The sequence below is a fragment of the uncultured Draconibacterium sp. genome (assembly GCF_913060805.1).
GTDB lineage: Bacteria > Bacteroidota > Bacteroidia > Bacteroidales > Prolixibacteraceae > Draconibacterium.
This window is the reverse complement of sequence record NZ_CAJXTC010000017.1, coordinates 71503-97951: the sequence shown is the minus strand read 5'-3', so window position 1 is coordinate 97951 and position 26449 is coordinate 71503. Positions and strand designations below refer to the sequence as shown.

The 26449-nt window shown below is 40.7% G+C and carries 21 protein-coding genes; 10 read left to right on the top strand and 11 right to left on the bottom strand.

Translation table 11 applies throughout. The features are described 5' to 3' along the window. Positions 1–143: 143 nt before the first annotated feature. Genes QZ576_RS12095 through QZ576_RS12080 form a run of 4 tightly spaced genes read left to right on the top strand, consistent with a single transcriptional unit; the run spans position 144 to position 6107 of the window. The gene (locus tag QZ576_RS12095) at positions 144–1148 is read left to right on the top strand and encodes a glutamate ligase (protein WP_297097499.1); all 1005 of its coding nucleotides are present in this window, start codon (positions 144–146) and stop codon (positions 1146–1148) included. A 25-nt stretch (positions 1149–1173) separates the two neighbouring features. After that, positions 1174–2541, top strand: a complete 1368-nt coding sequence (locus tag QZ576_RS12090) for a glutamate--cysteine ligase (protein ID WP_297097497.1) — start codon at positions 1174–1176, stop codon at positions 2539–2541. Between the two features lie 24 nt (positions 2542–2565). Next, positions 2566–4332 carry an ABC transporter ATP-binding protein gene (locus tag QZ576_RS12085; protein WP_297097496.1) on the top strand — a complete coding sequence of 589 codons (1767 nt, stop codon included), beginning with the start codon at positions 2566–2568 and terminating at the stop codon, positions 4330–4332. Beyond that, positions 4332–6107, top strand: a complete 1776-nt coding sequence (locus QZ576_RS12080; protein WP_297097495.1) for an ABC transporter ATP-binding protein — start codon at positions 4332–4334, stop codon at positions 6105–6107. The genes QZ576_RS12085 and QZ576_RS12080 overlap by 1 nt, the downstream gene beginning before the upstream one ends. Here QZ576_RS12080 and QZ576_RS12075 read toward each other — a convergent pair. Next, on the bottom strand, positions 6104–6724 hold the full coding sequence (locus QZ576_RS12075; RefSeq protein ID WP_297097493.1) for a VTT domain-containing protein: 621 nt from the start codon (positions 6722–6724) through the stop codon (positions 6104–6106). The genes QZ576_RS12080 and QZ576_RS12075 overlap by 4 nt on opposite strands. Positions 6725–6845: 121 nt before the next feature. Continuing rightward, entirely contained in the window at positions 6846–8678 is a 1833-nt protein-coding gene (locus QZ576_RS12070; protein ID WP_297097491.1) for a T9SS type A sorting domain-containing protein, read from the bottom strand. A 719-nt stretch (positions 8679–9397) separates the two neighbouring features. On the opposite strand from QZ576_RS12070, the gene QZ576_RS12065 reads away from it, so the two are divergent. Next, on the top strand, positions 9398–9730 hold the full coding sequence (locus QZ576_RS12065; RefSeq protein WP_297097489.1) for a phosphoribosylpyrophosphate synthetase: 333 nt from the start codon (positions 9398–9400) through the stop codon (positions 9728–9730). Positions 9731–9940: 210 nt separating this feature from the next. Here QZ576_RS12065 and QZ576_RS12060 read toward each other — a convergent pair whose 3' ends face one another. The 6 genes from QZ576_RS12060 to QZ576_RS12035 all read right to left on the bottom strand — a co-directional run bounded on the left by QZ576_RS12060 (position 9941) and on the right by QZ576_RS12035 (position 15436). Further along, the gene (locus QZ576_RS12060) at positions 9941–10348 is read right to left on the bottom strand and encodes a response regulator (RefSeq protein WP_297097487.1); all 408 of its coding nucleotides are present in this window, start codon (positions 10346–10348) and stop codon (positions 9941–9943) included. Positions 10349–10429: 81 nt separating this feature from the next. Continuing rightward, complete coding sequence (locus tag QZ576_RS12055; RefSeq protein ID WP_297097485.1) at positions 10430–11800, bottom strand: sigma-54 dependent transcriptional regulator; 1371 nt, start codon at positions 11798–11800, stop codon at positions 10430–10432. 66 nt (positions 11801–11866) lie between these two features. After that, positions 11867–14296 (bottom strand): ATP-binding protein, encoded by a 2430-nt coding sequence (locus QZ576_RS12050; RefSeq protein WP_297097483.1) that lies wholly within the window; start codon positions 14294–14296, stop codon positions 11867–11869. 175 nt (positions 14297–14471) lie between these two features. Further along, the gene (locus QZ576_RS12045; protein WP_297097481.1) at positions 14472–14702 is read right to left on the bottom strand and encodes a hypothetical protein; all 231 of its coding nucleotides are present in this window, start codon (positions 14700–14702) and stop codon (positions 14472–14474) included. Between the two features lie 38 nt (positions 14703–14740). Further along, on the bottom strand, positions 14741–15106 hold the full coding sequence (locus QZ576_RS12040; protein WP_297097479.1) for a hypothetical protein: 366 nt from the start codon (positions 15104–15106) through the stop codon (positions 14741–14743). Between the two features lie 33 nt (positions 15107–15139). Beyond that, positions 15140–15436: a YtxH domain-containing protein gene (locus tag QZ576_RS12035; protein ID WP_297097477.1), complete on the bottom strand. Its 297-nt coding sequence runs from the start codon at positions 15434–15436 to the stop codon at positions 15140–15142. Positions 15437–15736: 300 nt separating this feature from the next. On the opposite strand from QZ576_RS12035, the gene QZ576_RS12030 reads away from it, so the two are divergent. Next, the gene (locus QZ576_RS12030) at positions 15737–15946 is read left to right on the top strand and encodes a transglycosylase (protein ID WP_297097475.1); all 210 of its coding nucleotides are present in this window, start codon (positions 15737–15739) and stop codon (positions 15944–15946) included. Between the two features lie 142 nt (positions 15947–16088). Here QZ576_RS12030 and QZ576_RS12025 read toward each other — a convergent pair whose 3' ends face one another. Both QZ576_RS12025 and QZ576_RS12020 read right to left on the bottom strand, forming a co-directional pair. Beyond that, positions 16089–16997 (bottom strand): YihY/virulence factor BrkB family protein, encoded by a 909-nt coding sequence (locus QZ576_RS12025; RefSeq protein WP_297097473.1) that lies wholly within the window; start codon positions 16995–16997, stop codon positions 16089–16091. Between the two features lie 2 nt (positions 16998–16999). Beyond that, positions 17000–18088 (bottom strand): AI-2E family transporter, encoded by a 1089-nt coding sequence (locus QZ576_RS12020; protein WP_297097471.1) that lies wholly within the window; start codon positions 18086–18088, stop codon positions 17000–17002. A 185-nt stretch (positions 18089–18273) separates the two neighbouring features. On the opposite strand from QZ576_RS12020, the gene QZ576_RS12015 reads away from it, so the two are divergent. Next, on the top strand, positions 18274–18525 hold the full coding sequence (locus QZ576_RS12015) for a Rho termination factor N-terminal domain-containing protein (RefSeq protein ID WP_297097469.1): 252 nt from the start codon (positions 18274–18276) through the stop codon (positions 18523–18525). A 54-nt stretch (positions 18526–18579) separates the two neighbouring features. Here the strand turns inward: QZ576_RS12015 and QZ576_RS12010 are convergent, their stop codons facing one another. Further along, on the bottom strand, positions 18580–19461 hold the full coding sequence (locus tag QZ576_RS12010; RefSeq protein ID WP_297097467.1) for a diacylglycerol kinase family protein: 882 nt from the start codon (positions 19459–19461) through the stop codon (positions 18580–18582). A 53-nt stretch (positions 19462–19514) separates the two neighbouring features. On the opposite strand from QZ576_RS12010, the gene QZ576_RS12005 reads away from it, so the two are divergent. The 3 genes from QZ576_RS12005 to QZ576_RS11995 are packed head-to-tail and all read left to right on the top strand — an operon-like array spanning position 19515 to position 26399. Beyond that, positions 19515–20648 (top strand): App1 family protein, encoded by a 1134-nt coding sequence (locus tag QZ576_RS12005; protein WP_297097465.1) that lies wholly within the window; start codon positions 19515–19517, stop codon positions 20646–20648. Beyond that, positions 20578–22512 (top strand): outer membrane protein assembly factor, encoded by a 1935-nt coding sequence (locus QZ576_RS12000; RefSeq protein WP_297097463.1) that lies wholly within the window; start codon positions 20578–20580, stop codon positions 22510–22512. Before QZ576_RS12005 ends, QZ576_RS12000 begins: the two co-directional genes overlap by 71 nt. 8 nt (positions 22513–22520) lie before the next feature. Continuing rightward, on the top strand, positions 22521–26399 hold the full coding sequence (locus QZ576_RS11995; RefSeq protein WP_297097461.1) for a translocation/assembly module TamB domain-containing protein: 3879 nt from the start codon (positions 22521–22523) through the stop codon (positions 26397–26399). The last annotated feature ends 50 nt before the right edge of the window (positions 26400–26449 follow it).

Below are 26449 nucleotides of genomic sequence, written 5' to 3'. Positions count from 1 at the left end.
TCTCGCACTTCAACCGAACTTTAAATTACAGGCAATAATTGGCCCTTTCGAAAACTATTCTAAACACAATGTGTTAATTTCAAAAGTTATTACGAAAAGGGACGTTTCGCCGCATCGGAATATTTCCCAAAAAGCAATTTATTATGACGAAAAAAAGCAACTATAATTTTAAACCGCTACCTGGTTATGAGAACTTTGAAGCCACAACCCAAATTATTATTGCTGAAATTCTCCGTCGTAAGTTGCCTTTTGAGATTATCGATGCCGATAATAACCTCATTTCGGTTCAGCACAACAACAAAGAATATATCATTCACGAAGGGACAATTTCGGATGCCAACAGCTTGATTGCCTTTTGGATATCAGACGACAAATGGATGACCCGGCAATTTCTTCAGCGGAAAGGAATCCACCAGGCAAAAGGCATTTTGCTGAAACCCGGTTATCAAGCCGATGTGCTGGATGCGATTCCTTTGCCCGCAGTGGTAAAACCTGCAAATACCGACCATGGAATTGCAGTCAGTACAAATATTCAATCGCGCGAAGAGCAAATCGCCGCCATCGACAATGCTTTTAAATTTTCGAATAAAGTGATTGTTGAAGAATTTTGTCCGGGGCAGGAATACCGTTTCCTGGTAATTGATTATGTGGTGCGGGCGATTGCCTGGCGCGAACCGGCCAATGTGTCGGGCGATGGGAAATCTTCCATTCAGGAATTGGTGGACGAGAAGAATAAAGGGCGCGGAGTTGATTACACGCATCCCTTGCTAAAAATAAATATTGATGAGGAAGTGATCAGGCATTTGAATGCACAGTCGATGAGACCCGAAACGATCTTGAAAGAAGGGGAGAAAGTGTACCTGCGGAAAAATTCAAACCTGAGTACTGGTGGCGACAGTATTGATGTTACCGATTACATTGCTGATTTTTATAAAAATGTGGCTGTTGAAGCCGCAAAATCGGCAGGCCTTAAAATTGCCGGTATCGATATTATAATCAAAGAGTTGGAGCAGCCTGCCTCGCATGATAATTACATTGTGGTTGAGCTGAATGCTCCGGCAATGCTGTCGATGCATGATTACCCGTACATCGGGAAAAACCGCCATGTGGAAAAATATGTTCTCGACAGCATTCTGAATTCGAAGTAACTGAAGCTGGCAAAACAAAAAACAAATGACAGAAAAAGAGAAAAGATTAGAAATAAATCATAAATCGCAACTGATCAACTATTTCGAGCGGGGGAGCAAACCACCGGAGAGATGGGGAATCGGTACCGAAAACGAAAAGTTTTTATTTCGCAGAAAGGATTTCGGGCGCCTATGTTTTGATCAGGATGGCGGAATTCTGAAGATCCTGAACAAGATGCAACAGGATGGCTGGACGCCAATTCTTGAAAATAATATCGCAATCGGTCTTCGGAAAAATGGTGCATCAATTACATTGGAGCCGGGAGGGCAGTTTGAGCTTTCGGGCGATAATTTTAGCACGATTCATGAAACGTACCGCGAAACCAAAAAGCATTTTCAGGAACTCAACACGATAAGTCAGCACTACAATTTTTTTAGTCTACCAATGGGCGTTGATCCTTTGTCGGACGTTGCCGAGGTACCTTGGGTGCCCAAAGAACGCTACCGTTGGATGCGTAATTACATGCCAACAAGAGGCGAGCTTGGGCTGCACATGATGACAAACACTGCGTCAACTCAGGTAAACCTCGATTTTGGCAGCGAAAGCGATATGGTGAAAAAGATGCGCGTGTCCCAGGCATTGCAGGCGGTTGTCACCGCTATTTTTGCGAATTCGCCATTTTCTGCCGGTAAACCCAATGGCTATTTATCGTATCGTTCGCATATCTGGAACCATACCGATCCGGATCGTTGCGGATTTTTACCCTTTATTTTTGATGAGGGATTTGGTTTTGAACGTTGGGTGGATTACCTGTTGGATGTTCCGATGTATTACATTTTGCGCGATGGCGAATATATTTCGGCAAATGGCCTTACCTTTCGTGGATTTTTTGAGGGCAAGCATTCGCTAAAACCAACGCAGGAAGATTGGGAGACACATGTTTCAACCACTTTCCCGGATGTGCGCCTGAAACAATTTATCGAGATGCGTGGCGCCGATGCGAGTTGTGTGTCGCATATTGCAGCGGTTTCGGCCTTGTGGGTTGGTTTGTTGTACGATGGTGAAAGCCTGGCAGAAGCCGATGAACTTATTTCGAAATGGGACGTTGACACCATGCAGGAGCTTCGTGCTCAGGTGCCCGTAAAAGCGCTGAATGCAGAGAATAGAAACTTACACGCCGGAACCATCGCAAAACAAATTTGCCGGATCGCTTCGGATGGGTTAACACGACGTGCAAAGGTTAGGTGCTCGGAAGATGAAAGCCGGTTTTTGGCTCCGGTTCGCGAGATTACCGAAAGTGGAATTACGGTGGCCGAAAAACTTTTGAAACGCTACCACGAGGGAAACGAGACCTTGCCGGAACTGGTGTACAACTGGCAAAACGAACAGATGCAAAAATATATTGATGCTTAAACGGCAAAAACTGGATACCGGATCATGTTATCGAAACTAAAATTCTTATTAAAATACACCCATCAATACCGGTGGTGGTATACAGGCGGAATACTCTTTCTGGTGCTCACCGTCTGGACTTCGATTACGATACCCGGATTTATCCAGAAAACCATCGACCTGATAGCAGCAGGCCGCGCAGGAAATGAAAGTGAGTTTCATAAAAATGTATTGATAATTGTTGGTTTGGCTGTCGGACTGATTTTGGTAAGAACACTTTCACGGATTTTGATCTTTTTTCCGGCGCGTCTGATCGAGCGGCAGTTAAAGGGCGAAATGTTCCAAAAACTCGCCTCTTTCGGAAAGGATTATTACGATAAAAACTCCACCGGGAATATTATTTCGCGTGTGAATAACGACATTAACGGCGTGCGAATGATTACCGGGTTCGGCATTTTGCAAATCGGTAACATCCTGCTTTCGCTTTCGCTAACTCCATACAAAATGTGGAAACTGTCGCCGATGCTCACGCTGTACTGCGTCATCCCAATGGTGGTGGTGTTTTTTATTGTTCGCTATGGCATGAAGGTAATGGTTAAAAACACGCACGCAAGAATGGATACCTTGCAAAAACTGTCCGGAAAAATCATTTCCTTTCTTTCGGGTAACAGTGTGATAAAAAGCTACAATATTTACGAGCATGCCGAAAATAAGGTGGAGACAGATAATATTTCTTATTACGAGGCCTCTCTTAAAATTGCATGGATTCGCTCATTTGTTATTCCCTTGCTTGGTAACTTGGGCCAGATTTTAAAAATCATCATCTTTTTTGTGGGTGGTATGTATGTTATCAACGGCAAATTCACCATTGGCGAGTTAACCGAATACATTGCCTACGCCGCGTTGCTGGCTCATCCGATTATGGGGTTGGGCTGGGTACTCACTATTTTTCAGCAAGGCATGGTGGGAATCAGCAGTATTCAAACCATTATGGACCGGAAAGGAACCGATGATGATCGAAAATCGCTGCCGGCAAACCAAAAAGAAGAACTTTTTAAGGAAGGAATTCGGGTAGAAAATCTGAATTACACCTACCATAATGGCGATAAACCGGTATTGAAAGATATATCGTTTTCGATAAAACCCGGTCAAATCGTTGGAATTACTGGGAAAGTAGGATCGGGGAAAACCACTTTGATTCAGTGTTTAAATGGTTACTTACGACCCGGAGCGGGACAGATCTTTTATGGCGAAATTGATGCTGATTCGATAAGAAGCGAAGATATCCGGTCGGTGGTAAATACCGTAAGTCAGGAAGTGTTTCTGTTTTCCGATTCGATAGAAAACAATATCGGTTTAACATCGGACGAAACGATTGACGAGAAACGTTTTGACGATGTGATTTACAAAAGTGCCTTTGCCGACGAACTGTTGCGTTTCCCCAAAAGAGGGAAAACTATGGTGGGCGAAAAAGGAATTATGCTTTCGGGTGGGCAGAAACAACGAATTAGCCTGGCACGTGCACTTTATACACAAGGCGAATTGTTGATACTCGATGATGTATTTTCGGCTGTTGACACGGATACCGAGCGCTTTCTGATAAAACAGATTGTGGAAAACTATGCAGTGAAAAGTATGGTTGTGATTTCGAACCGGGTAAGTGTGTTGGAGAAAACAGATTTTACCATTGTGCTGGAAGATGGAAAAATGGCGGCAAAAGGGAATCATCAGGAATTGCTAAAATATTCTGATTTCTACCGCGACATTGCGAAACTGCAACAGGAAGGTGAAACGAAAAAAGAAAAGCAGTAATGAGCAGAGGCAAAAACAATATTATAAAAAATGTCGACTGGCAGCTGTTCCGCAAGTTTGCCGGCTATTTTAAACCGCACAAAAAATGGTTTTTCCTTAGTCTTGCGTCCATTCCTGTAACCACTGGAGCCGGTATTCTGTTTCTTTGGCTGATTGAAGATATTGTAGATAATTACATCGTGCCCGGAAATGTAGATGGACTGATCAGACAAAGTCTTTTTCTCGCTGCCGCATTGGTCTTGAATATATTGTTCGACGGTGTTTACAGCTACTCTTTTTCAAAAGCCGGAGGGCTGGCAGTTGTCGATTTGCGCCGGCGTTTATTTGGGAAATCGCTGCGTTTTCCGTTGAGTTATTTCGATAAAAAACCAATTGGCGTAACCTTGTCGCGCTTGACCAGTGATATGGAATCCATTTCGGATTCGTTTGCTGCCGGGGTGCTTGGTTTGCTGGCCGACAGTATTAAAACACTGGCGTTGGTGGGCTACCTTTTTTATATTAACTGGCGCCTAACTTTGGTGCTTTTGCTGGTGGTTCCGGTAATTATTCTGGTGATAAATTTTCTAAGGAAAAAGATTCGAAAAGCATACAATACATCGCGTACAAGTTTGGCAAAGTCTGCTGCTTATTTGCAGGAGGCCTTAACCGGAATGAAAACCGTTCAGCTTTTTGCTGCCGAAGAAAAAGTGTTGAATAAGTACGATGACTTGAACAAGCAGTTTTGCGACGCCCAAAACAAATCGAATGTTTACGATTCGTTCCTTTATTCGATTGTGGAAGGTATTACCTCGGTAGCAACGGCATTGGTGATTTGGTATGGCGCAGTTCAAATATGGGATTACGGTTATACGCTGGGAATCCTCATTGTTTTTGTCACCACTTTAGAGCGTCTTTTTGTTCCGGTAAAACAGTTTGCCCAGCAAATTTCAACCATCCAACGGGCCATGTCGGCACTCGAGCACATCAGCGAATTGTTTGAGCAACAGGTGGAAGATCCTAAAGCAGAGGACACAGTTCCAGAAGCGATTGCTTTACAGGAAATTGAGTTTAAAAATGTATTTTTCCGCTACTCGGAAGATACGCCGGATGTGCTAAAAGATGTATCGTTTAAATTGGAAAAAGGCGATCGTTTGGCTTTGGTTGGAACTACGGGATCGGGAAAATCGACGATTATCCGTTTGTTGGCAAAAACATATACCGGTTATCGCGGAAGCATAAAAATAAACGGAATAGAGTTGTCCGAAATACCGATTGGCCAGATTCGTGAGACGATTTCGATAATGCAGCAGGATATTTACATGTTTAACGATACGGTTGAATTCAATATCTCGCTGGGGCGTAAATCCATTTCACGAAGTGATGTGAAGCAGTCGGCATCGTTTGTTTATGCTAATTATTTTATCGATCAGTTGCCCGGCAATTATCAGTTTGTTATTCAGGACAATGGCGATAATCTCTCGAAAGGACAGGCACAATTGATCTCGTTTGCACGAGCCATTGCCGGAAACAGCGAGCTGATCATTCTTGATGAGGCTACCAGTGCTGTTGATTCAATTACTGAGCAGTATATACAAAAAGCCATTGCCAATATTTTCTCGAAAAAAACGGTTATTGCAGTGGCTCACCGTTTAAGTACCATTAAAAATTCGGATATGATTCTGGTGTTGGAAGACGGACAAATCATCGAGCGTGGTAATCACGAACAACTTCTGGAACATGGCGGTAAATATGCCAGGCTTTTACATCAGTTTGAAGAGGAAGAGCAGCAAGCTTAAAAAATCCCGAAAATTACCAGCGCATAAATTATAAAACGAAAATACCTAAACAGCGACCACAGTAAGTAGCTTTTAAAATCGTATCCAATAAGGCCCGACGCCAGACTTACAACAGAATGTGGAACCGGTGAAACAGCTCCCAGAAAAACAAATATGCCACCCCATTTTCGCAGGTTGATAATGTGTTTCTGGATTTTGTTTTCGATATGGTTTTTAACCGAAGGAATTAGAAACAAGCGTGTTCCGAGAAAGTACGAAATTACGCCGCCGATATACGATAAGGTTGCTAAAATAAACAGCGCTCCCCACGGAATCTCCAGTTTCGATGCCCAGGCGATAAACATTTCAGGAGGTACTAATCCTAAAAATGTTTCGGATAAAAGAAATACCGAATAAATGATTTTTGGCGAATAAGTATCCACCAGATTGTTGAGAATTAAATTGAAATCCAACAAGAAAATTTCGAGGCTAACCAGCAACAGTACAAAAATAACTGCAATCGTTGCGGCTTTATAAGCTGTACTTTTCAGGAACGGATAAAACTGTGTAATACGGTAATATCTATTCAAAATCGACAGGCGCCTGGGGGACAGACTATATAGTAAATTCCTAATCATTGTGCTCTTTTATCGGTACCGGTAAATCAAAAACGATACTATATAACACAATTGATTTTGAAATGTTGTGATGTGAGGCACAAAAAGTAAACTTTAACATCGCGTTAACGAATAAGCATGTTTAATTTTTAATGATTTTCGATCGGTAATACTTCCCATCTATTTCTGCAAAAAACAAGTACAATCCCGGAGCATAAGCACTCAAATCAATTTGATTGTTTTGATAAAGGAGCATTAATCTCATGCCGTTAACATTCGAAAGCCACATTCTATCAGGAGTCTTACTATTTGGCCAATGTATGGTTAAAACATCTTTTACCGGATTGGGGTAAAAATCCAAATCATGATATATACGATGTGAAACTATGCCGGAAAACGGAGCAGTCCATCCGCCGCCATATATTCCCAAATCTCCCCGAACAGTTCCCCGTGCCGGGAATAATGCCATTTGGGTGCCATTATCCGAATGATCATCGTATTTCGCCGAATCAACGGCAGCATCAACGGCCGGGCTGCTCGGATCAAGTAAATAAGGGTAATTCTCATCGTCGATAAAGAGCGGATCAGCATAGAAGTTACCTTCTCCATAGCTTGTCCATTGCTCATCGATAATGGTGTTGTTAATTGTAAGGTATGAAGGACTCTCAGTTATTGCTGTTTGATTGTCGAAAAATATACTGTTTACAATTTGTCCAGACCCCGGTACTAACAAATTGCTGATTGGAAATAAACCAATATTATTTTCTACAATAACAGAGTTCGTAATTTGACTTCCTGAGCTTATAATCCCTATACTGTCCATTCCTGCTACCAGAAAATGATCAAGAAGCAAATTTGTGGAAATACTTCTCAATCCAACTGATGCACTTCCGGTATTGTAAAGTTGAACATTGCTTAATATTAATCTCGGTTCTGCCGGAAATACCGTACTTAAGTCGAGGATAGTATGGTTTTGCTGAGAAAGGATACTTAGGTCAGCAATCGTGAATCCGGTGTTTATATCCATTGAACTGATGCCTGTCCCTGTATTTGTGCAAACGATGATCGAATTTTGCGGGCCGTTGCCGATAAGCGAGATCCTATCGCGCAACTCCACACTATCATTAAGAAAATAATTTCCGTCGAGCAAGCGAATGCACTTGTCCTTGTTCAGAAGATATTCTTCGTCAATAATATTCAAGGCCATTTTTAATGATTGTAGAGGATTTATTTCCGTTCCTTCATTCATATAATTTCCCGTTGCGGAGACAAAAAGTGTGTCTCCATGAAATATGAAAATGGTGTCATTTAATGCATGTTCCGTGTCGTCGTTTGCCACTGCTGAAACGGAATAACGGTGTAGTTGTGTTCCTGCATCCACATTGGCTTTATTGTCTGCAGTAAACCACGAATCAGAATTATCCGAAACAAAATAACCTTTGGTATTTGCATTGTTTTTCGGGGCTTTCCATTCAAGCATTCCGTCGTTGTAAGTAAATTGTGTTGGAACGTTGTCGTCGTTTATGGTGTGGATTGTACATTCCTTTTCGCGTTGATAGAACATATCTTCTCCTATAAATCCTATACGAAATGTATCGACTGCCAGTGTTGATTTAGTATTTCGCATTTCCAGATCAAACAGAACGTTAGTGGACTCAACTTCATCAGAAACCGATACGCTCCAATATCCGTCGGCATCCCACGAATGATGCCTTAAGGATCTTTCCGGATTATGAAGACCGTTTAGCTCAATTACGCTGTCGATAAGTTGCCATCCTTCGGGGAGAAAAACTTCCAGGAGGGCATCATTAAAGTTTTCTGTTTCCATTAGATCAATAGTAACGTGAACGGTTACCGTATCGCCAAGGTAAACCGTTTTGGGGTATTTAATCGACTTAAACACCGGGCAGGCATAAAGAGTTATTGCAATAATTAGAATGGCGATAAATTTTAAGGCGTGTAAAAATGTTTTCATGTTGTTGAAATTAAATGCTTTAACAGGTGGATTTTCGCATTCAATTTTAAGGCTAAAAATTAGTCGTAGAATTGATAAAAGAGTGTCTTACAGGCGAGGCAATCTTATTAGTTCAGTGAGTTTTGCAACTCATTTTTGGCTTTTTGTTTTCAGTTTTCTTTAATTAAAATATGTTTCTCCAGATTAAGTTACCGGCCAAAAACGTTAACGTATTCCTGATTTGATGGTTGCTTTTTTTGTATTATGTAATTGTAAATAAAGCTGTTAGTTTTCTTCTCATGTGCAAAGTTAGGTCGTGAGGAGTTGTTTCGTTTTACAATTTATCCCTAATGTTTTCCAATTTGTCTCAAAATGCCGAACAAGATGCCCGGTTAGTTTGTGGATTTGCTTACTCAATTTGGGGAATTTGTGAATGCCGGTTATACCTGCCCTAATGCTTACTTACTAGAGGGACTGTTTAATTTTTATAACCACTTTTTCACCAATGTAAAACAGGAGAGCTATTTAAACTGTCAGATAATTAGCTGTTTACGATGAGTTGATTATGTGCTGGTTGGGTTTTTGATGATGCTGAGACAACGCAAAAAAACGTCCTAAATACCTGAAAATAAATCTGGCAGGGTTTTATCATACAGAAGGTTAAGAGAGAGTTTCGGAATGTTATCGGCACTAGACGATTTCGAAATTTTCTCGAATAGTAACACTAAAAATTTAAAGAGATGAAACGGGTAAATAATAATTACGATACAATGGTAGAAGCCATTGAAGATTTAAAATCGAGAGGTTTTACGCACAACTTTAATGTTGAATCGAACGGAGTACTTTCTGAAGGGAAAAGTTCGCGCAAATATTTGCCATCGAGTGTAGCGTTGCATGAGTTACACCGATTTGAGGGAGCTACAAATCCATCGGATATGAGCATTTTATACGCTGTTGAAACCGATACCGGAGCAAAGGGGACAGTGGTAGATGCCTTTGGTGTTGATGGTTCGGAAACTGTATCGAAGTTTATGAATCATGTGGCTCAGAAACAATTTGAAATGGGGAAGTAATATATAGATTGAATAATACGATCGTTCAAGGCAGGCAATTCGTTCTGCCTTTTTTTATGTCCGAATTACATTGTAATGTTTCTGATGAGAGCAAATTCCAATCAATAACGGCGTAAAATCGGGAAATTTTGAATGTAAAAAAATTGCCCGGATATTTTCAGGCAATAGGACGTGTTGTAGATTTTTTTATACAAAATGAGGAATCAGTTTTCAGTGAACGGAATCTTCAATCAACAGTTCAATAAAATCGGTCGACAATGGTTTCTCAAGGTAAGCACTCACAAAAGGATACTTCATGACCTTGTTCCGGTCGTCTTGTTTTTGCGAAGATGAACACACAAAAACCTCTATCGATTTTTTCAATTTTTTCAATTCGTTAAAATACTGCAGAAACTTAAACCCGTCCATAACCGGCATGTACAGGTCTAAAAGGATGTAATCCGGCAGATCTTCTTCCTTCTTTATTCGTTTTAGATATTCGATACCCTTTTGAGCGTTCTCGAAATGTATAAGATAATCCGATAATTTTTTTTGTTCCAAAATAGAGTTATAAATACGAACCATCTCAGTATCGTCATCTATGAATATAATTTTCTTATATCCTGTATTCATCCCCATTTCATAATTTGTTTTGCTATAGGTAATCCAAATACTATTCCAAAAACCACACAGCAAACTTCATTATTGAACCCATTTAAACTATAGTTTTATATCATACAATTTAATTTTGTTGTAGAGTGTTTTGCGGTCGATATTCAGAATTTTTGCTGCCTTCGATTTATTGTAGCCGGCTTCCTGAATGGTTTCAATTATCAGCTTTTTTTCAATTTCGGAAGAAGCATGTTTTAATTTCGAATCGGTGTTAATGTCTTGTGCAGTAATGGTTTGTGTTTGGATGTGTCCGGTCTCCGGGTGTAAAATTTCAGAAGGGAAACAATCGGTGTCAATTTGTTCTCCTTCAGCCATTAACACGGCTCTTTTTATCACATTTTTAAGTTCGCGAAGGTTACCATACCACGGATATTTTAAGATCACTGATTCGGCCTCGGGAGTAATACCGGTAATATTGCGATTAAGCTCTTTGTTGGCCGTATCGATAAAATGGCGCATAAAAACGTTAATATCCTCTGGGCGTTCGCGCAGCGGTGGCAGGGTAATTTTAAATTCGTTGAGGCGGTGATACAGATCTTCTCTGAAATTATTTTCTTTTACCTCCACGTTTAAATCCTCGTTTGTTGCTGCAATTATACGTATGTCAATACTTTTTTGCTTGTCATCACCTAAACGCGAAACAACCCGTTCCTGGATGGCCCGCAAGAGTTTTAACTGAACATCGTAACTCAGGTTCCCGATTTCATCGAGAAAAAGCGTACCGCCATCGGCTTTCTGAAAAACACCGATTTTATCGGAAATAGCACCAGTAAACGATCCTTTTATATGTCCGAAAAGCTCGCTGTTGGCCAGCTCTTTCGGAATGGCTCCACAGTCGATTGCCAGAAATGGTTTGTCTTTTCGCAGGCTATTTTCGTGAATAAAACGTGCAATATATTCTTTTCCAATTCCGGTTTCGCCCGAAACAATTACCGACATATCGGTAGGTGCAACTTTTCGAGCCAGGTTGATTGCATACTTTATTTTCGGGCTGTCGCCAATAATAAAATCGCCGTTTGAATAAACCGTTTTGCGGCTCTTTTTAGCCGTTGTAGGTTCCGGTTTCTTCAGCAGTTTTTTTATCAGCCCCAAAAGTTCTTCTTGCTGAATGGGTTTTGTAATGTAGTCGCTGGCGCCCAGTTTCATTAATTTTACGGCCATTCTAACATCGGCGTAAGCGGTCATTATAATTACCGGAACCGACTGTTTAATCGACTTTAGTTGTTGCATAAGGTCGAGCCCGCTAGTGTCTGGCAACCTGAAATCGCACAAAACAAGGTCGAATTGTGTTTCTTTAAAAAGTTTGAGTGCACCTCTTCCATTAAATGCAATTTCGGCACTGTACTTATGGTTTTGAAGATGTTTTTTTAGAATCTCACAGATGAATGTATCATCGTCAATAATCAATATCTTCTTCATTTATTGAATTTATGTTGGTATAAGTTTATACAAAAGTGCAACTAAAAAGTTTAATGGGCTTTGCCCTTATATTTTGGCTGCTTTTGCCTGTTTTACTATTTCTTCAATCTGACCAGAAACCTTGTTTACTGTCTCGGGCAGCGCATCAAATTGCTGGTCTCTTAGTGCCAGATCTTCAATCTTCGAAAGCGCGCCGGCAATGCCTGTCAGTTTAAAAAATTTAAACGACGGAATAGCTTTATGCGCTCTTTCGCCAATTATTTTCCAATCCTCGTTTTTCAATCCGCCCTTAAATTCGGCCAGCAATGTTTCCGCATTTTCGGTAAAATTGTCGATCATCGAATTAAAAAACTGCTTGTCGCCGGCAGCTGTTTTTTCCAGATCGTGCACATCAAATGTATCGCCAGTTACCGGTTCTTTAACAATTGCTTCTTTGGTGACTGGTTTTTGTTTCTCACCGTTCTCAATTTGTAAAATATTACAAATTTTATTGTATAATTCAAGTTCGTAGAACGGTTTAATAACATAATCGTTAAAACCCACTTTCAGATAGCTGTTAATATCGGCTTTTAGCGCGTTTGCCGTTAATGCAACAATTGGTGTATCGGCATTCAAACCATTATTTGCACGTACCTTTTTTACCACATCAACACCATTTTTTCGGGGCATGTGGATATCGAGCAATACCAGGTCGAACCGTTCTTTTTTAAGTGCATTTAAAGCTTCCTCTCCATCTTCTACCAAAATGAAATCGGTTTGCCAGCCTTTCAGAACTACTTCCGAAAGTAAGCGGTTATGCTTGTCGTCGTCAGCCAAAAGAATTTTTTTGCCGCGTAACAGGCTGTCATCAAGATCGTACGATTTTTCAATTTCTTTCCGGGGTTTTGCATCCGATAATTCCAGCGGAATGTTTACGCTGAAAGTACTTCCCTCATTCTTTTTGCTGCTTACGGTAATGTCGCCTTTAAAAAGGGTAACGAGCTTTTTACAAATTCCCAAACCCAGTCCGGCTCCACCGCGAATTTTTTCTGTTCGTTTGTTGCCCTGCTCAAATACATCAAAAATATATGGCAGGTCTTTCTCTTCGATTCCGATACCTGTATCTGTTACCTCGAAAACCAAATCGACCATTTTTTTTGTTTTGCGGGAAACTTTTGTACTCATTGCTACCCGGCCTTGTTCGGTGTATTTTAGGGCGTTAACCAATAAGTTCATCAATATCTGTCGTAAACGGAAAGGATCTCCTTTTACAAAATCGGGGAGTGCCTTGTCGATCGTCATACTAAATTCCAGGTTCTTTTCAGCCGCCTGTTTTTTATAAACATCGGCCAGCTCGTTAAGCAGCTCTTTAATCGAAAAGCTGGTTTTTTCAATGTAAACCTTGTCCATTCCCAGTTTAAAGAGGAATACAATTTCGTTTACCAAATAAAGGAGATGCTCGGATGAGTGGTTGATTAGCGAAATAAATTTCTGCTGCTGAGCATCCAGTTTTGTTTTCTTCAGCTGGTCGGTGAATCCGATAATGGAATTAAGCGGAGTACGAATTTCGTGGCTCATATTGGCCAGAAATATCGATTTTGCCTTGTTGGCACGCTGCGCTTCCTCTTTACTTTTAATCAGTTTCGCTTCCAGTATTTTATCCTTTGTTACATTCTGCGAAATCAGAATTCCGGCCACCGTATTTCCTTCAATATCTTTTACCGGCGCCGCAGCAATGTAATACACGTCTTTTTTATAACGAACTTCTCCTTCGGTAAATTCGCCGTTTATGGCTTTGTTGTAAAACTGAAAATACCGACGCTGATCTTGTTTGGTATACACATCGAAAAGTGTTTTTCCGATAAAGCTTGAGTTGGTTAAATTGTACTTCTCTTTTTCCTTACCACCCGCCAGAATATAGCGGTATTCCTGGTCGAACAGAAATACATCCATTCCCGGAAGGTTGTTTAAAACGATCGATTGGAAATCGGCCAGGTGCACGTGCTGAAGATCTTTGAACGAATAATAAACAATAACCCGGTTGTTATCGGTATTGCTGGCCAACATATCAAATTCAAGAACACATTCGCGCTGCCGGTTTATGCCCGTTTTTAGCAGCACTTCGGCTTTGGTGTTCTTTTTCTCGCTCAAGGCTTCAAGAAAAGCAGAATTGAATTCGTTTAGCGTGCTTTCTTCAACCAAATCGGCAAGATTTAGTTTTTCCGGACGCTCGGTATAATCGTTATGATAATTCTGAAAACCGGGATCGAGAATAATGTCGGCGGCGGTGTTGATAATAAAAACGCCATCTTTTTTTGTACGTTCTTCTGTTTCCTTTTCGCCAACAATGGAAACGTCTTCCAGTTTTCGTATTCGTATTTTATTCAGGTGAAATGACAGCCACTGCTCGATCTGAATCAGATTTTCTTCGTTCAGTTCCTTTTTATTCAGTAAACTGTTAATTGTTTTTGAAAGTGAACTAAGGGAAAGTCTGAAGTTATTTGAGTTCTCGGGCATTGATTATAAATTGAATAGACTGTTATTAAAAGCATAAGATAAAGATACTTTTGCGGATTAGGGAATAAAGTGTCTATTATTTGTTCGAATTTAACGAATTGCCCTATTAATGCGGAATGTGCCTGGCAAATGTAGTTTTTAGTTTTTTGGTTGATGAAATGAGGAGATGGATGTTTTATTCTTCCTCTTCGGTTTCGGGAGCGCGGTTTTTGCTGCCGCGAATTAAATCGAGGAACAAATGAGTGCCGAATTCAAAGGCCCAGTCTTTTAGTCCGTCGGTAAAATTATCGACAATACCCACTGTCGAGCCCAGCAGTTGCTTTTCGTTTAATTTCTGGCGGTACTCCAGGTTTTCCTTCATGAGCTCCAGTTCCCGCATATTTTTTACTCGTTTTACACGCTTCATATTTGTAATGGTTTATGCTACTATTCTTCCCTGTCGATTTATTTATGATCTACTTCATCGTCCTCGAATAATATTTCCGAGAAATGTGAAAGGAAGAATGAGGTCAATAGTTTGTTTCGGAATAAAAGAAAAACGATGAGAAGTACCACTAAACTTCCCAATACAATAAAGGCACCTTCGAGGTAATTGCCGTAGGTTTCGCCATACCAAAAGGTAAACACTACTCCGGCAAAAGCCAGTATTAAAGTGCACAATAAAATTATAATGAGCATCCCGAACAGAATGCTCATGTATTTCGATGTTTTCTTTAAAAACAGGAGCTTAACCAAGTCGATTCGGGTCTGCACATATTGTTTAACGGCTTCGTTAAGCCCTGCTATACTTTCTGTTAAATGATCACTCATTTTTTTACTTCTAATTGTGATTAATTACAATTATTAGTTCGCAGCTGCATCTTTGGCTGTTTTAGCCTTCGAATTCACTTTTTCTTTAATTTTTTCTTCCGTTTCTTCGGCTTTCGAGCGCATTTCAGAAACAACATCGTTCAGTTTTTCTTTAATATCATCCACTTTTTCACTAATGGTGTCCGATACATCTTGCGATGTTCGTTTAATCTGTTTGTTTAGTTTCTTACGTGTTTTCACGCCTTTGTCCGGGGCTACTAAAATTCCAGTTATTGTTCCTGCTGCTGCTCCGGCAATAAATCCCACCAATACATTTGCTGTTTTACTCATGACAAAAATTTTTAAGGTTACTATTAAATTGTTTTCTAATCTCTGTAATCCCTGATAGAAAATTCCATTCCATTGTGCCAATTTAATGGCTCGAATTGGTATAAGGGCCAGATATATAGTGGTGTACGTGGTTTGTTGCACTTTGGTTGCATACGGGCATTGTTGATAATATTCCACAGTTTTTGTGTAAAGTGTAGAAATGTTTCAGGCACGAAAGTGTTGAACCATTGTTATTTAAAAGCTTTTGTAGGATTGGCACAATTTTGCCATTACTAAAGCCAAACGTTAAATATGAAAATTATGAAAGCATTAGGAACTATTTTACTTTTATTTGGATTAGCAGGAGCAATATTTTTTGGAATTCAGGCAATAAATAATTCTGAAACATTTAGCTTTTTAGGTGTTGATGTAGCCTTAAGCAGTGCCAACTGGACACCCGTAATTATAAGTGGTGCAGTGGTGGTTTTAGGCATAATTTTATTGTCGGTAAAAAAGAAGAAACTGGCATAGATATTCCACTTAAAACATAATTACATAAACATAAAAAAGCAGCTGCAGTAGTTATTGCAGCTGCTTTTTTATGTTTAAAGTTGCGGGTGTAAAATTGTGCAGAATATGTAAAAAGTAACTGTTTGTTTTGTGCCGGTAAAGTTTAGTTTTCTACTGAACTGATTTTAAATGGCTCGGCAAAATTTAGTGGTTTATTGTCGTGTTTATAAAACACCGAATACTGGTAGCTTAACTGTACCCCAAAATAAAAGATTAACGAAACATAATAGATCCAAAGCAGAATAACAACAAACGAGCTGGCTGCCCCGTAAATTACACCAAGCTGGCTTTTTCCAATAAAAATACTGATGAGGTATTTACCAATAAAAAATAATACCGCAGCACAAACAGCTGCAAACCAACTCGCTTTCCATTTTACCACAATATCCGGCAGGTAACGGAAAATGAGTGTAAATACTAAGGCTGTGATTATTAACGATGCGCCCATTTCGAGGAGATTAAAAAGAGTAATAAACTCGGGGTTGAATGTGTTTGACAACCAATCCTGAAAAATGCTCATCGATGCATCAAGAACCAGCGAAATAAGTAATACCAGCCCCAAACTTAATATCAGCCCGAAGGAGAATAAACGGTCTCGCAAAAATTTCAGCACATTTAATTTCAGTTTTGATTTTACCCGAATTCGCCAGATATAATTTATCGAGTTTTGCATGATACTAAAAAGTGTAGTAGCCGAGATGAGAAAAATACCGCCTCCGATAAGTGCTCCCAAACCGCTTTTTTCGCTGATGTTATAATTGTCGATGGCGGTTTGCAAAAGTCGGCTGCTCTCGTTGCCTATCAGTCCCGACACTTCGTTAAAAAGCTTTGCCCGGATAACCGCATCGTTGGTAAACATGCCAAATACCGAAATAATGATAATAAGCATGGGAGCAATGGAAAAAATGGCAAAAAACGATGTTGTTGCCGCCATTCCAACAGGATTGTTGGCTGCAAATTTTTTTATCGCTTTAAGGAGTATTTTCAGGTGATCTCTGAGTATTCGAATCATTTCTATTTTTTGTTTCTGCGTTTAAATATTTTGAGCCGGTATTGCTCTGTTCCTCGATCGCTGATTAGATAGGCATAAGGTTTTAAGCTGTCGATTTGTCGCATAATAATTTTTAAAGTTGCCAAAACCGGAATAACGACCAACATACCGGCTATGCCCCAAATTATATTGGCAAACAACAAACTAACGATAATGGCCAAGGGGTTGATTTTGATGCTATTTCCCACGATGTTGGGTGTTAACAGATTATTCTCGATAAACTGTATAATAATAAACAATACCACCACTTTTAGCATTGTTGGCAACGGATGCGGAACAGTAAAAAAGACATACATAAACGGTATAAAACCACCCAGAAAAGTTCCGATGTAAGGAATAAGGTTGAGAAGCGCAGCCAGTACACCAAGCACCAGCGCATGTTTAATTCCAATTATTAAAAGCCCCGCCGAATTGAGAACAGCCAGTATGGCAACAACCAAAAATAGTCCACCAAGGTATTTGGTTATAACTTTCGATATATCGCGTAAAATACTTAGCGTTACAAACTTTTTGTCTTTTGGGGTAATACGTAAAATAAAGTGCGCAGTTTTTGTGCGGTAAAACAAAAGAAAGAAGGTGAAGACCGGTAAAATTCCAATCTGAAAAATTGTTGTAGTTGTGGTGGTAAAAAGGTTTCCTATTCCAGCTTGCCAGGTATCGATAAAATTTTCTACTGCCCGGTCGAAATATTGCTCAACTGTTGACACATCAATTTCCAGTTTATCCGTAAGTACGTTTTGTACATTAAGGCTTTTTCTGTCAAACTGCGCTTTTACATCATTAAAATCAATTTCAATATTTGAGGCTTTTAACGAGAATAAAAGGGCAATTCCACCAATAAAAATAATTACAACCAGCAGCACCATTAAAATGGAAATAGCCCGGTTAACTCCCCAGCGTTCAATTTTCCAGACAACCGGGTAAAGCAAATACGAAAAATACATGGCTATAACCAATGGAATCAAAATATTTTTGGCCACAATAATAAACGCCACAAGTAGTGACATTATAATGAGATAGAGAGCCGTTTTTGTTAATCCTGTGCTATTCATTCTGATGGAGCATTTGCAGGATATATTGTAATAATTGTGCCAATTATGTGCATTCTGATTTCGCCGGCTGACATTGGTGAATGGTTGTTGAAAAAATCACCATGTAGTTACAATATGTATTTTCAAATTGTCCGGAGTCTGGCAAGGTATTTTCTGCCTTTCAGATGAATCAAAACAAATTAAATATGGCAAAAAAGAACAATATTCCACAAGTGAAAAACGAAGAACAATATGAAGCATTACGCGACAAGGGCTATAGCAAACAAAAGTCGGCAAGAATAGCCAATACGCCCGATTCGGGAACAAAAGGTGGCCGTAGCAGCAAATACGAAGAACGCACAAAAAAAGAGTTGTACGAAAAAGCCCGGCACGTGGGAATTAAGGGGCGAAGTAAGATGAATAAAGAGGAGTTAATTGAAGCCCTGCGAAATAACTAAGATCGCCGGTTTAAGAACAAAACAGCGAGATGAAGTACCCACAAAAAATTTTGCTCACGGAATGATCATCTCCACACAGCGGGGTAAAATTTCCACATTTATTTGTAGCGGCTGACCCATAATTTCCCCATCAATTTGTAAGTTCTGTCGCTCCGGATTTTTGATCGTTACCTTTTTACATTTGTAGGTATCAACAAAATCGAGCCGGTGAATTTGGCGGGTGTAAAAAGGAACAAGCATCTCCAGAAAATCGCTAACATTTTGTGGGCGCAGAATTACCAGTTCAAAGTAACCATCGTCAGGTTTTCCCTCGGGATTGATAACCGCGCCGGTTCCAAACTGCGAGGCGTTGGCTAAAACCACCATAAAAGCCTTTTGCGAAACGGTAGTGTCTTCCATTGTAATTTCGAAAGCTGCCGGGGTAGCATTTCCAAATTCCTCGATAAACGATTTGGTATACCCCAACAATCCCCGGCTATCGCTTTTTTCGTAAGTGCTAATCAACTGAGCATTAAATCCTATGTCGCTTAAATGCAGGCAAATGTGCTCATCGTTTATCTGCAGCACATCAATTTTTTTCGATTTTCCTTTTGCTATTAGTTTGAGGTTTTCTTCCACCGTTTTTGGCAGGTCAAGCTCCGATGCCATTCCGTTTGCCGATCCCATAGGAAGAATCCCCATTTTTATCGGTTTATTTATTACTGTTTGAGCTACCAGGTTAATGGTACCGTCGCCACCCACAGCTATAACCGTTGATGGTTGAAACTCCTCTATTTTCGCAGAAATTTTTTGCTTGTCGTTTTCTCCGGTGGTATAAAAGAATTCAACAGCCTGATTGTATTCTCTCATAAAACGGCGAATCTCATCCTGTAAGTTGTCCTTTTCAATATCTCCCGAAATGGGATTTATCACGAATAGTAACTTTTCTTCTGGCATATCTTATGTATTTGTTCACCGTAAATAATATAAATTCTGTGCCGAAAATAGTTATGACAGACAACAATGAAATGACCGATTATTTTGAGCGGAAAAACAAAGGTTTCCTGAAAAAGCAAAAGTTCAGGCTGAAAAATAAACTGGGGTGGCTTGGCGTTCCGCAGGTAATTCCATATCGCGGTTTCGGATCGTACGCATCGGGCGAAGCAACGATTACCGGGGCGCTTTACGAAGATAAAGGATTGGAAAAACCTGAAGGAAAGAATTCATCGCGCGAAAATATTCTGGCCATGTTAAAGCGGTATTCGGGCGATCAGATTCCGGGGGCTCGAATAAAAATTCATTTAGGTAACGAGCATAAGCAACGATTAACCGAAGAAAACGGTATTTTTAAAGCAACAATGCCGCTGAATGAAATGAACGGTGAGCGGAAAACAAAATGGATTCCTTACCAGGCAGAATTGCTGGACCAGATTGGGCCCGAAGCAAATAATTTTCGGGTGCCGGGTGAAATTTTAATTCCGGGAAACAATGCATCATTTGGTGTAATTTCAGATATTGACGATACGATAATGATCAGCCACTCTACACAAACATTGCGAAAGTTGCGGTTAATGCTTACGCACAACTCGCGAACCCGAAAACCATTTCCGGGAGTGGAAGCTTTTTACCGGGCGCTGCATCAGGGCGCTGATGAAAATAGTAACAATCCCTTTTTTTACCTGTCGAGTAGCGAATGGAATTTATACGATCTGATCGATGATTTTTGTGCCTACAACCAATTTCCAAAAGGCGTTTATTTGCTTCGCGAAATTAATCCGGGACTTTTAAATTTGTGGAAACAGGGCGGCGGAAACCACGAGCATAAATTCGATAAAATAATCAAGCTTTTTAAAACATATCCCAACCTGTCGTTTGTACTGGTGGGAGACAACGGGCAGCACGATCCGGAAATTTATGCCCGCGTGGCACGAATATTTCCGCGGCGTATTAAGGCAATTTATATCCGAACGGTGCGGAAAAAGAAAGACCGGCACATCAAAAAACTGATTGCGGAAATGGAGGAATTAAATGTGCAAATGGTTTTTACACCCGATACGATTAATGCGGCTCAACATGCGCAAAGTATCAATCTTATTGCTGAATCTGCAGTTAAAGCAATTATCGAAAACAGTTTTACCGATTAAGGTGTTTCATGTTTGCCATGTGTTAATTATGATCAAAAAAATAGCCTACATATTCTTCCTGTCAATTGTCCTGCAACTGTTTGGTTTAAGTCTGAAAGCCCAGGAAAACTACGAAATCAGAAAAATCAGTTTCAAAGGAAACCGATCGTTGGAAAGTAGCTATTTGCTCGATAAAATGGTTGTTGATGAAGTTTCGTATCTCGAGAAATTGTTGACCGACAACGAGCCTTCGTTGTTTAGCCGCGAGTTAATGGATCTTGATTTGGAACGCCTGAGAAAAACCTACCAGAGCGAAGGTTTTGTAAAGGCGCAGGTACTGCTTGATTCGCTAAAAGTTGACGATGAGAAGCAGACTGTAAAACTCCATTTTATTATCGACGAGGGCGAACCGTATACGATTGATACGGTAATTTTTAAATTGAAAAAAGCCAATGCTCAGATAAACATCGATTCTATTGCCGGCCGAAACATCCGAAAACTTTCGTTAGTCCATTCAAAACGATTCAGCGACGATGCCTTGAAAGAAGACATTGCCGCAATCCGAAATATTTTTTTAGACATGAGTTATGCTTATGTTGATGTGGATTACGAAATTCAGCTCGATACCACGCAACAATTGGCTGGCATTACTTATGTGATAAATCCCGGGCCTGTTAGTCATTTTGGCGCAACAACGATTCGGGGAAATAATCATGTGGATGAGGAGTTTATTCGTAAACAATTTGACTACCGGGAAGGAGAAGATTACAATAAATCGCTTCTGGATAAAACACGCGAGTCCTTGTATCACCTGCAGCTTTTTAGTGTGGTCTCGGTACTTCCGCAAAAAGATAAAACTACCTTGCGCGACCCGATTCCGGTGAATTTATACATCGAAGAAGCGCCGCGATTGAACACCGAATTTGGTGCCGGTTACGGAACTGAAGATAAATTTCGCGCCTTTGTCGATTTAACTTATCTCGGATTTTTGGGCACCGCCCCGCGCATTAATATTTACGCAAAACATTCGGCAATCGAGCCTTATTACCTGAGTGTGAAATGGACGCAACCACAGGTGTTCGATAAAAAAGGTACCGTTTCCGTCAATCCATTTCTGGGGAGTAATAAAGAGCCGGGTTACCAAACGCGAACCTACGGATTAAACCTGCCCGTAACCTATCGTTTTAACAAGGAGCTGGATGCAACGCTCACTTATTATTACGAGAAGGTGAATCAGCAAATCGAGGAGGGCGATCCTGAATTTCCCGATCCTGAAGATGAAAATTATCTCTACAATAAATCGGGTGTGTTGCTTAGTTCGGTTTTTTCAACGGCGCGCCCGAAATTTTCGCCCGATCGAGGCGTTAACCTGTCGATGGGGATGAAGTTGAACGGTTACAAGTTTGGTGGCGATTTCAGCTACCTGCGCGTTTGGGGAGACTTCCGAACCTATCAAAAAATTGATGATCTGGTACTCGCACTTCGGGGAATGATCGGGGGGATTCACTCCTCCGACGATAGTGGTTTTATTCCGGTTGAAGACCGTTTTTATTCAGGAGGTAGCAACTCAATTCGTGGTTGGAGCCGCTCGGATTTGGGGCCAAAACGCGAAAGCGGAACTCCGCTGGGTGGTAAAAGTATTTTGGAAGGAAATGCAGAACTCCGATATCCGCTCTTTTGGCGCCTGAGCGGTGTGGCATTTTTTGAAGGCGGTAATGTTTGGGAGAAAGCTTTTAGCTACAAAATAAACGAACTGGCTTACGCGGCCGGTGGCGGATTACGTGTTGATACGCCAATTGGGCCGGTGCGTTTTGATGTTGGATTTCCGTTATGGAACGAGAAAAAAAGCCCGCAGTTTTTTATCAGTGTCGGACAGGCATTTTAAGGGAAATAATGAAAAGTATAATTCAGAAAATATTGCTCTTTTTGGCTTGGCTGCTGGCCGGCATCGTTATTTTGCTGCTCATTTCCGGATTGCTAATTCAAACACGGCCGGTTAAAAACAAACTTGCTCGCGTGGCTGCCAAACAGGCAGAGAAAGTTGTAAATGGGGAATTGATGATTGGAAAAATAAGCGGGAACTTTTTCTCCCATTTAGAATTGGAGGATGTACTCTGGAAATATGAGGATGATACATTAGTCTATATCAATTCTGTGGCTGCATCGTACAGTTTGTGGTCATTAACGCGTGGAGAGTTACAACTATCATCGGCCAGTATAAATTCACCATACGTGTACCTGAAACAACAAAAAGACTCGACCTGGAACGTCGAATCTTTATTGAAAGAACAAGCTGAAAGTTCACCTGATACAACGTCTGCATCCGGTAATTTCCAACTGCTTTTATCCAACCTTCAAATTAATGAAGGAAGGATGCAAATTCAGGCGCTCGATTCGCTTATTCCCGATGAAGTGAAAAATATAAATCTGGAGGCAAACGGTGCTTATTCATCCAACGAGCAAACAATAACTTTAAAGCGCTTTGACTTACAAACGCAGCGTCCGGATTTTGATTTGCGCGAATTGACTTTTGCAGCCCGCCGCACTGACGAAAATATAGCACTAAATAACTTCCATATCAAAACAGCACAAAATGCGCTAAATGCAGAAGCGAAATACTCCGATGCTGCACCAACTGAAATTTCGGCTGAAATGCAAACCGAACCCATAAATATCAAAGAGTTTGAGTTTTTGTTGCCGCAAATCAATCTTCCTGCCCGGCCGGAAGTTGATTTCAAGGTAAATTCTATTCAAAAGGGTGTTGAGGCAACACTCTCTGTCCGCGATAAAGAGCAGCAGATCAAACTCGATCTTGCTTCAGAGAACCTACTGCAGTTTATCAATGGTAGCGACAAAACAGGATTGAAATATAAGGTTTCCGGGAATGTAGACAATATTAATCTGGCGCACTGGATGGGGAGTTCGGAGCTGGATCATACGATAAATGGCAAGTTTAAAATTGATGGAAACGGAATAGATCCGAAGACCGCGGAACTAAAAGTAAATGCAGATTTTAAGGATTGTGTTTTTGCACAAACAAACGTGGAGAAGATTGAGATGAACCTCCGAGTGAATAGGGGAGACCTTTCCGGGAAAATTGATGCTGAAGGAAATTTTGGAGCGGTCTCCGTTCAACCCAAAATAAAAGATCTTTTGGACCGTCCAAAATACGAATTGCAACTGGTAACAAAAAGCCTGAACCTGGCGCCTTTACTGGGTAACGATTCGTTACAATCGGATATCAACTTAATCGCCAATTTGAGTGGTGAAGATTTTGATCCTGAAAGGTTGCAAGCCCGCGCGAATTTGAAATTGAGCCCGTCAACTTTCTCCGGTTACAAATTGGATTCTCTTGTGGGAGATTTAAGTTATAGCCAAAAAAATATTGTAATCGATTCGCTTTGGGCAAACGCAAAATCGCTGCATTTAACGGCTTCGGGAAATTATAATTTAGTCGGAAATTCGGATCTTCAATTGTCGGCAGATTTTGATGATGCGGAGGTATTTGAAGCTTTTATTCCTTTGGATAGTGTTTACGGACAGGGAATCATAAATGCACAACTTTCAGGAAAACCGGATTCGCTGTCACTTGCTTCAAACGTAGAATTGCAGGACGCCGGATTTTCAGATATCTCAGCCGAAAAAATTGAGGTAAATGCTACCGCGCAACTTACTTCGGGAGATACCACTTTTTCAGCTGTCGCCCTGGTAGAAAATTTCAATGCCGGAAGTTTTGTGTTGGATAGCATTCGTGCCGCTGCCAATTATTTTATCGATTCGTTGCAAGTTGAAATGCAGGCAAATGGCAACGAATTTCAAACACAGCTGAAGTCCGAAATCGTACTTGGCGATGTAATAAAAATCGCACTTTTGGAATGGAGCCTGGATTTTAAAAACCAACACCTGCACTTGGCAGACGCACCTGCAGAAATCGAACTGGATTCGCTGGAATACAGGCTAAGTAATTTGAAAATGGTTTCCGCTGATTCCGACACAGCGCAGTATATAAAAGCTGGTGGCGTATTTTCGCAGTATGGCGACGAAGATTTTCAGTTTGAAGTTGCCAATATAAATATTGCCGGCTTGTTGGAGAGCTTAGGTTTGAACACCGAAATTTCCGGAAAAATTAACGCCGAAGCAAGACTTAAAGGAACAGCCTCGTCGCCTGAGTTAGATGGAAATTTGAGTATTGATAAGGCCCTGGTTTACGGCTATAAGTTTACCGATTTTGGCGGCGCGTTTAATCTACAAAACGACCGTTTGAATTTTGATGCTCAGATTGTTCCGCTCGATACCGGCCTGCTTGAAATTAATGCCAATATTCCATTGGAAGCCCGTTTTGATAGTATGAGCTTTTTGGTGGATTCGAATGCTACGATTAATGGCGGATTGACTGTGCAGCGTTTCCCCTTGTCGGCAATGCAATTTTTAGAGGAGGCCGAAAAGGTGGAAGGATTTTTAAATGGGCAGGTAAATGTGGGAGGTACATTAAAATCTCCCGAGCCCGATGGTAATCTGAGCCTGAACAATGCTGAGGTTTTAATACCAAAATATGGAATTGAGTACAAAAACATTGTGCTCGATCTCCATTTTTCGGAAGATGCTGCCCAGCTCGATTCGTTTTACATTAAAACCGATGATGGAAATCTGAAAGCCAGTGGTACCGTTGATTTTGGCTCTGCCATTTACAACGGTAAAATCAAACAGTCGGAAATAAATATTCATTTCAACGCATTTAACCCGGTTGATCATCGTCAGTTTAATATGGAATTATCGGGCGATGCGAGCTTAAAATCCGAGGGCGGGAAAATGGTTTTTGATGGCGACCTGGAAATTCCGGAGGCTAATATTTATTTGCCGGCAATTATGAATTTAACCGGGCAGTTTACCGAACCGGAATTACCACAACCGGTGTTAATGCGCGAAATAGAAAAATTGAAAGACACAACTGCTTCGTCAGTGGCAATAAACGATACAATTTCCACAAATGATACCCTCGATCTTAGTTCGCTTGCTAATTTAACCGGGCGACTTTCCGTTTCCATTCCGCAAAATACCTGGATAAAAAACAAAGATATGTTTGTGGAAATTTCCGGGAAGCTGGAAGTCATCAAAAACCCGGAATTCTTCGAGTTATTTGGTAATATTGATGTTGTACGCGGGCAGTACCAGGTGCTTGGCAAAACTTTCAAAATCGATGAGGGAAGTATCACTTTTCAGGGAGGAGAGGAAATGATGCCACGGCTGAATATTCAGGCTGTTTATGCTTTCCGAAATCCAGAAAAAGTGGAGCAGGAATTAACTGTTCGCGTGTCGGGAACTGCCAGTCAGCCGGAGATAAACTTTGCGCTCGATGGAAACCAGGTTAGTGAAGGAGATGCTCTTTCGTACATCTTGTTTGGTGTGTCGATGGACGAGCTAACCATTGAACAACAGGAGAACGTTTCGGGTGCAGGCCAAATTGCCGGTTCGGCCGCCATGTCGTTACTGTCGTCGCAATTAACCCAGCTGCTGGGTGAGAAGCTGGATGTGGATTACATTGAACTAAAAGGCGACGGCGATTTCGAAAATGCAACGGTTGTAGTTGGGAAATACATTACCAACGACCTGTTTGTGAGTTACGAGCAGCGTTTTGGCGAAACCGACGAAAAAGATATTTCGAAATACGAGGTAAAACTGGAGTACGAATTGTTCCGCTTTCTGTTTCTTCAGCTCAATAACTCGTCTACCGAAAGTGGTTTTGATGTGATTATCAAGTTGGATTCGAAGTAGTTTCATAAAACGAAAAACCCGGGAACAATTGCTCCCGGGTTTTGCTTAAA

Bases quoted from the DNA above. Each gene is read 5' to 3' on its own strand.
- QZ576_RS12095 (WP_297097499.1), top strand. From the start codon at position 144: ATGACGAAAAAAAGCAACTATAATTTTAAACCGCTACCTGGTTATGAG.
- QZ576_RS12090 (WP_297097497.1), top strand. From the start codon at position 1,174: ATGACAGAAAAAGAGAAAAGATTAGAAATAAATCATAAATCGCAACTG.
- QZ576_RS12085 (WP_297097496.1), top strand. From the start codon at position 2,566: ATGTTATCGAAACTAAAATTCTTATTAAAATACACCCATCAATACCGG.
- QZ576_RS12080 (WP_297097495.1), top strand. From the start codon at position 4,332: ATGAGCAGAGGCAAAAACAATATTATAAAAAATGTCGACTGGCAGCTG.
- QZ576_RS12075 (WP_297097493.1), bottom strand. From the start codon at position 6,724: ATGATTAGGAATTTACTATATAGTCTGTCCCCCAGGCGCCTGTCGATT.
- QZ576_RS12070 (WP_297097491.1), bottom strand. From the start codon at position 8,678: ATGAAAACATTTTTACACGCCTTAAAATTTATCGCCATTCTAATTATT.
- QZ576_RS12065 (WP_297097489.1), top strand. From the start codon at position 9,398: ATGAAACGGGTAAATAATAATTACGATACAATGGTAGAAGCCATTGAA.
- QZ576_RS12060 (WP_297097487.1), bottom strand. From the start codon at position 10,348: ATGGGGATGAATACAGGATATAAGAAAATTATATTCATAGATGACGAT.
- QZ576_RS12055 (WP_297097485.1), bottom strand. From the start codon at position 11,800: ATGAAGAAGATATTGATTATTGACGATGATACATTCATCTGTGAGATT.
- QZ576_RS12050 (WP_297097483.1), bottom strand. From the start codon at position 14,296: ATGCCCGAGAACTCAAATAACTTCAGACTTTCCCTTAGTTCACTTTCA.
- QZ576_RS12045 (WP_297097481.1), bottom strand. From the start codon at position 14,702: ATGAAGCGTGTAAAACGAGTAAAAAATATGCGGGAACTGGAGCTCATG.
- QZ576_RS12040 (WP_297097479.1), bottom strand. From the start codon at position 15,106: ATGAGTGATCATTTAACAGAAAGTATAGCAGGGCTTAACGAAGCCGTT.
- QZ576_RS12035 (WP_297097477.1), bottom strand. From the start codon at position 15,436: ATGAGTAAAACAGCAAATGTATTGGTGGGATTTATTGCCGGAGCAGCA.
- QZ576_RS12030 (WP_297097475.1), top strand. From the start codon at position 15,737: ATGAAAGCATTAGGAACTATTTTACTTTTATTTGGATTAGCAGGAGCA.
- QZ576_RS12025 (WP_297097473.1), bottom strand. From the start codon at position 16,997: ATGATTCGAATACTCAGAGATCACCTGAAAATACTCCTTAAAGCGATA.
- QZ576_RS12020 (WP_297097471.1), bottom strand. From the start codon at position 18,088: ATGAATAGCACAGGATTAACAAAAACGGCTCTCTATCTCATTATAATG.
- QZ576_RS12015 (WP_297097469.1), top strand. From the start codon at position 18,274: ATGGCAAAAAAGAACAATATTCCACAAGTGAAAAACGAAGAACAATAT.
- QZ576_RS12010 (WP_297097467.1), bottom strand. From the start codon at position 19,461: ATGCCAGAAGAAAAGTTACTATTCGTGATAAATCCCATTTCGGGAGAT.
- QZ576_RS12005 (WP_297097465.1), top strand. From the start codon at position 19,515: ATGACAGACAACAATGAAATGACCGATTATTTTGAGCGGAAAAACAAA.
- QZ576_RS12000 (WP_297097463.1), top strand. From the start codon at position 20,578: ATGCGCAAAGTATCAATCTTATTGCTGAATCTGCAGTTAAAGCAATTA.
- QZ576_RS11995 (WP_297097461.1), top strand. From the start codon at position 22,521: ATGAAAAGTATAATTCAGAAAATATTGCTCTTTTTGGCTTGGCTGCTG.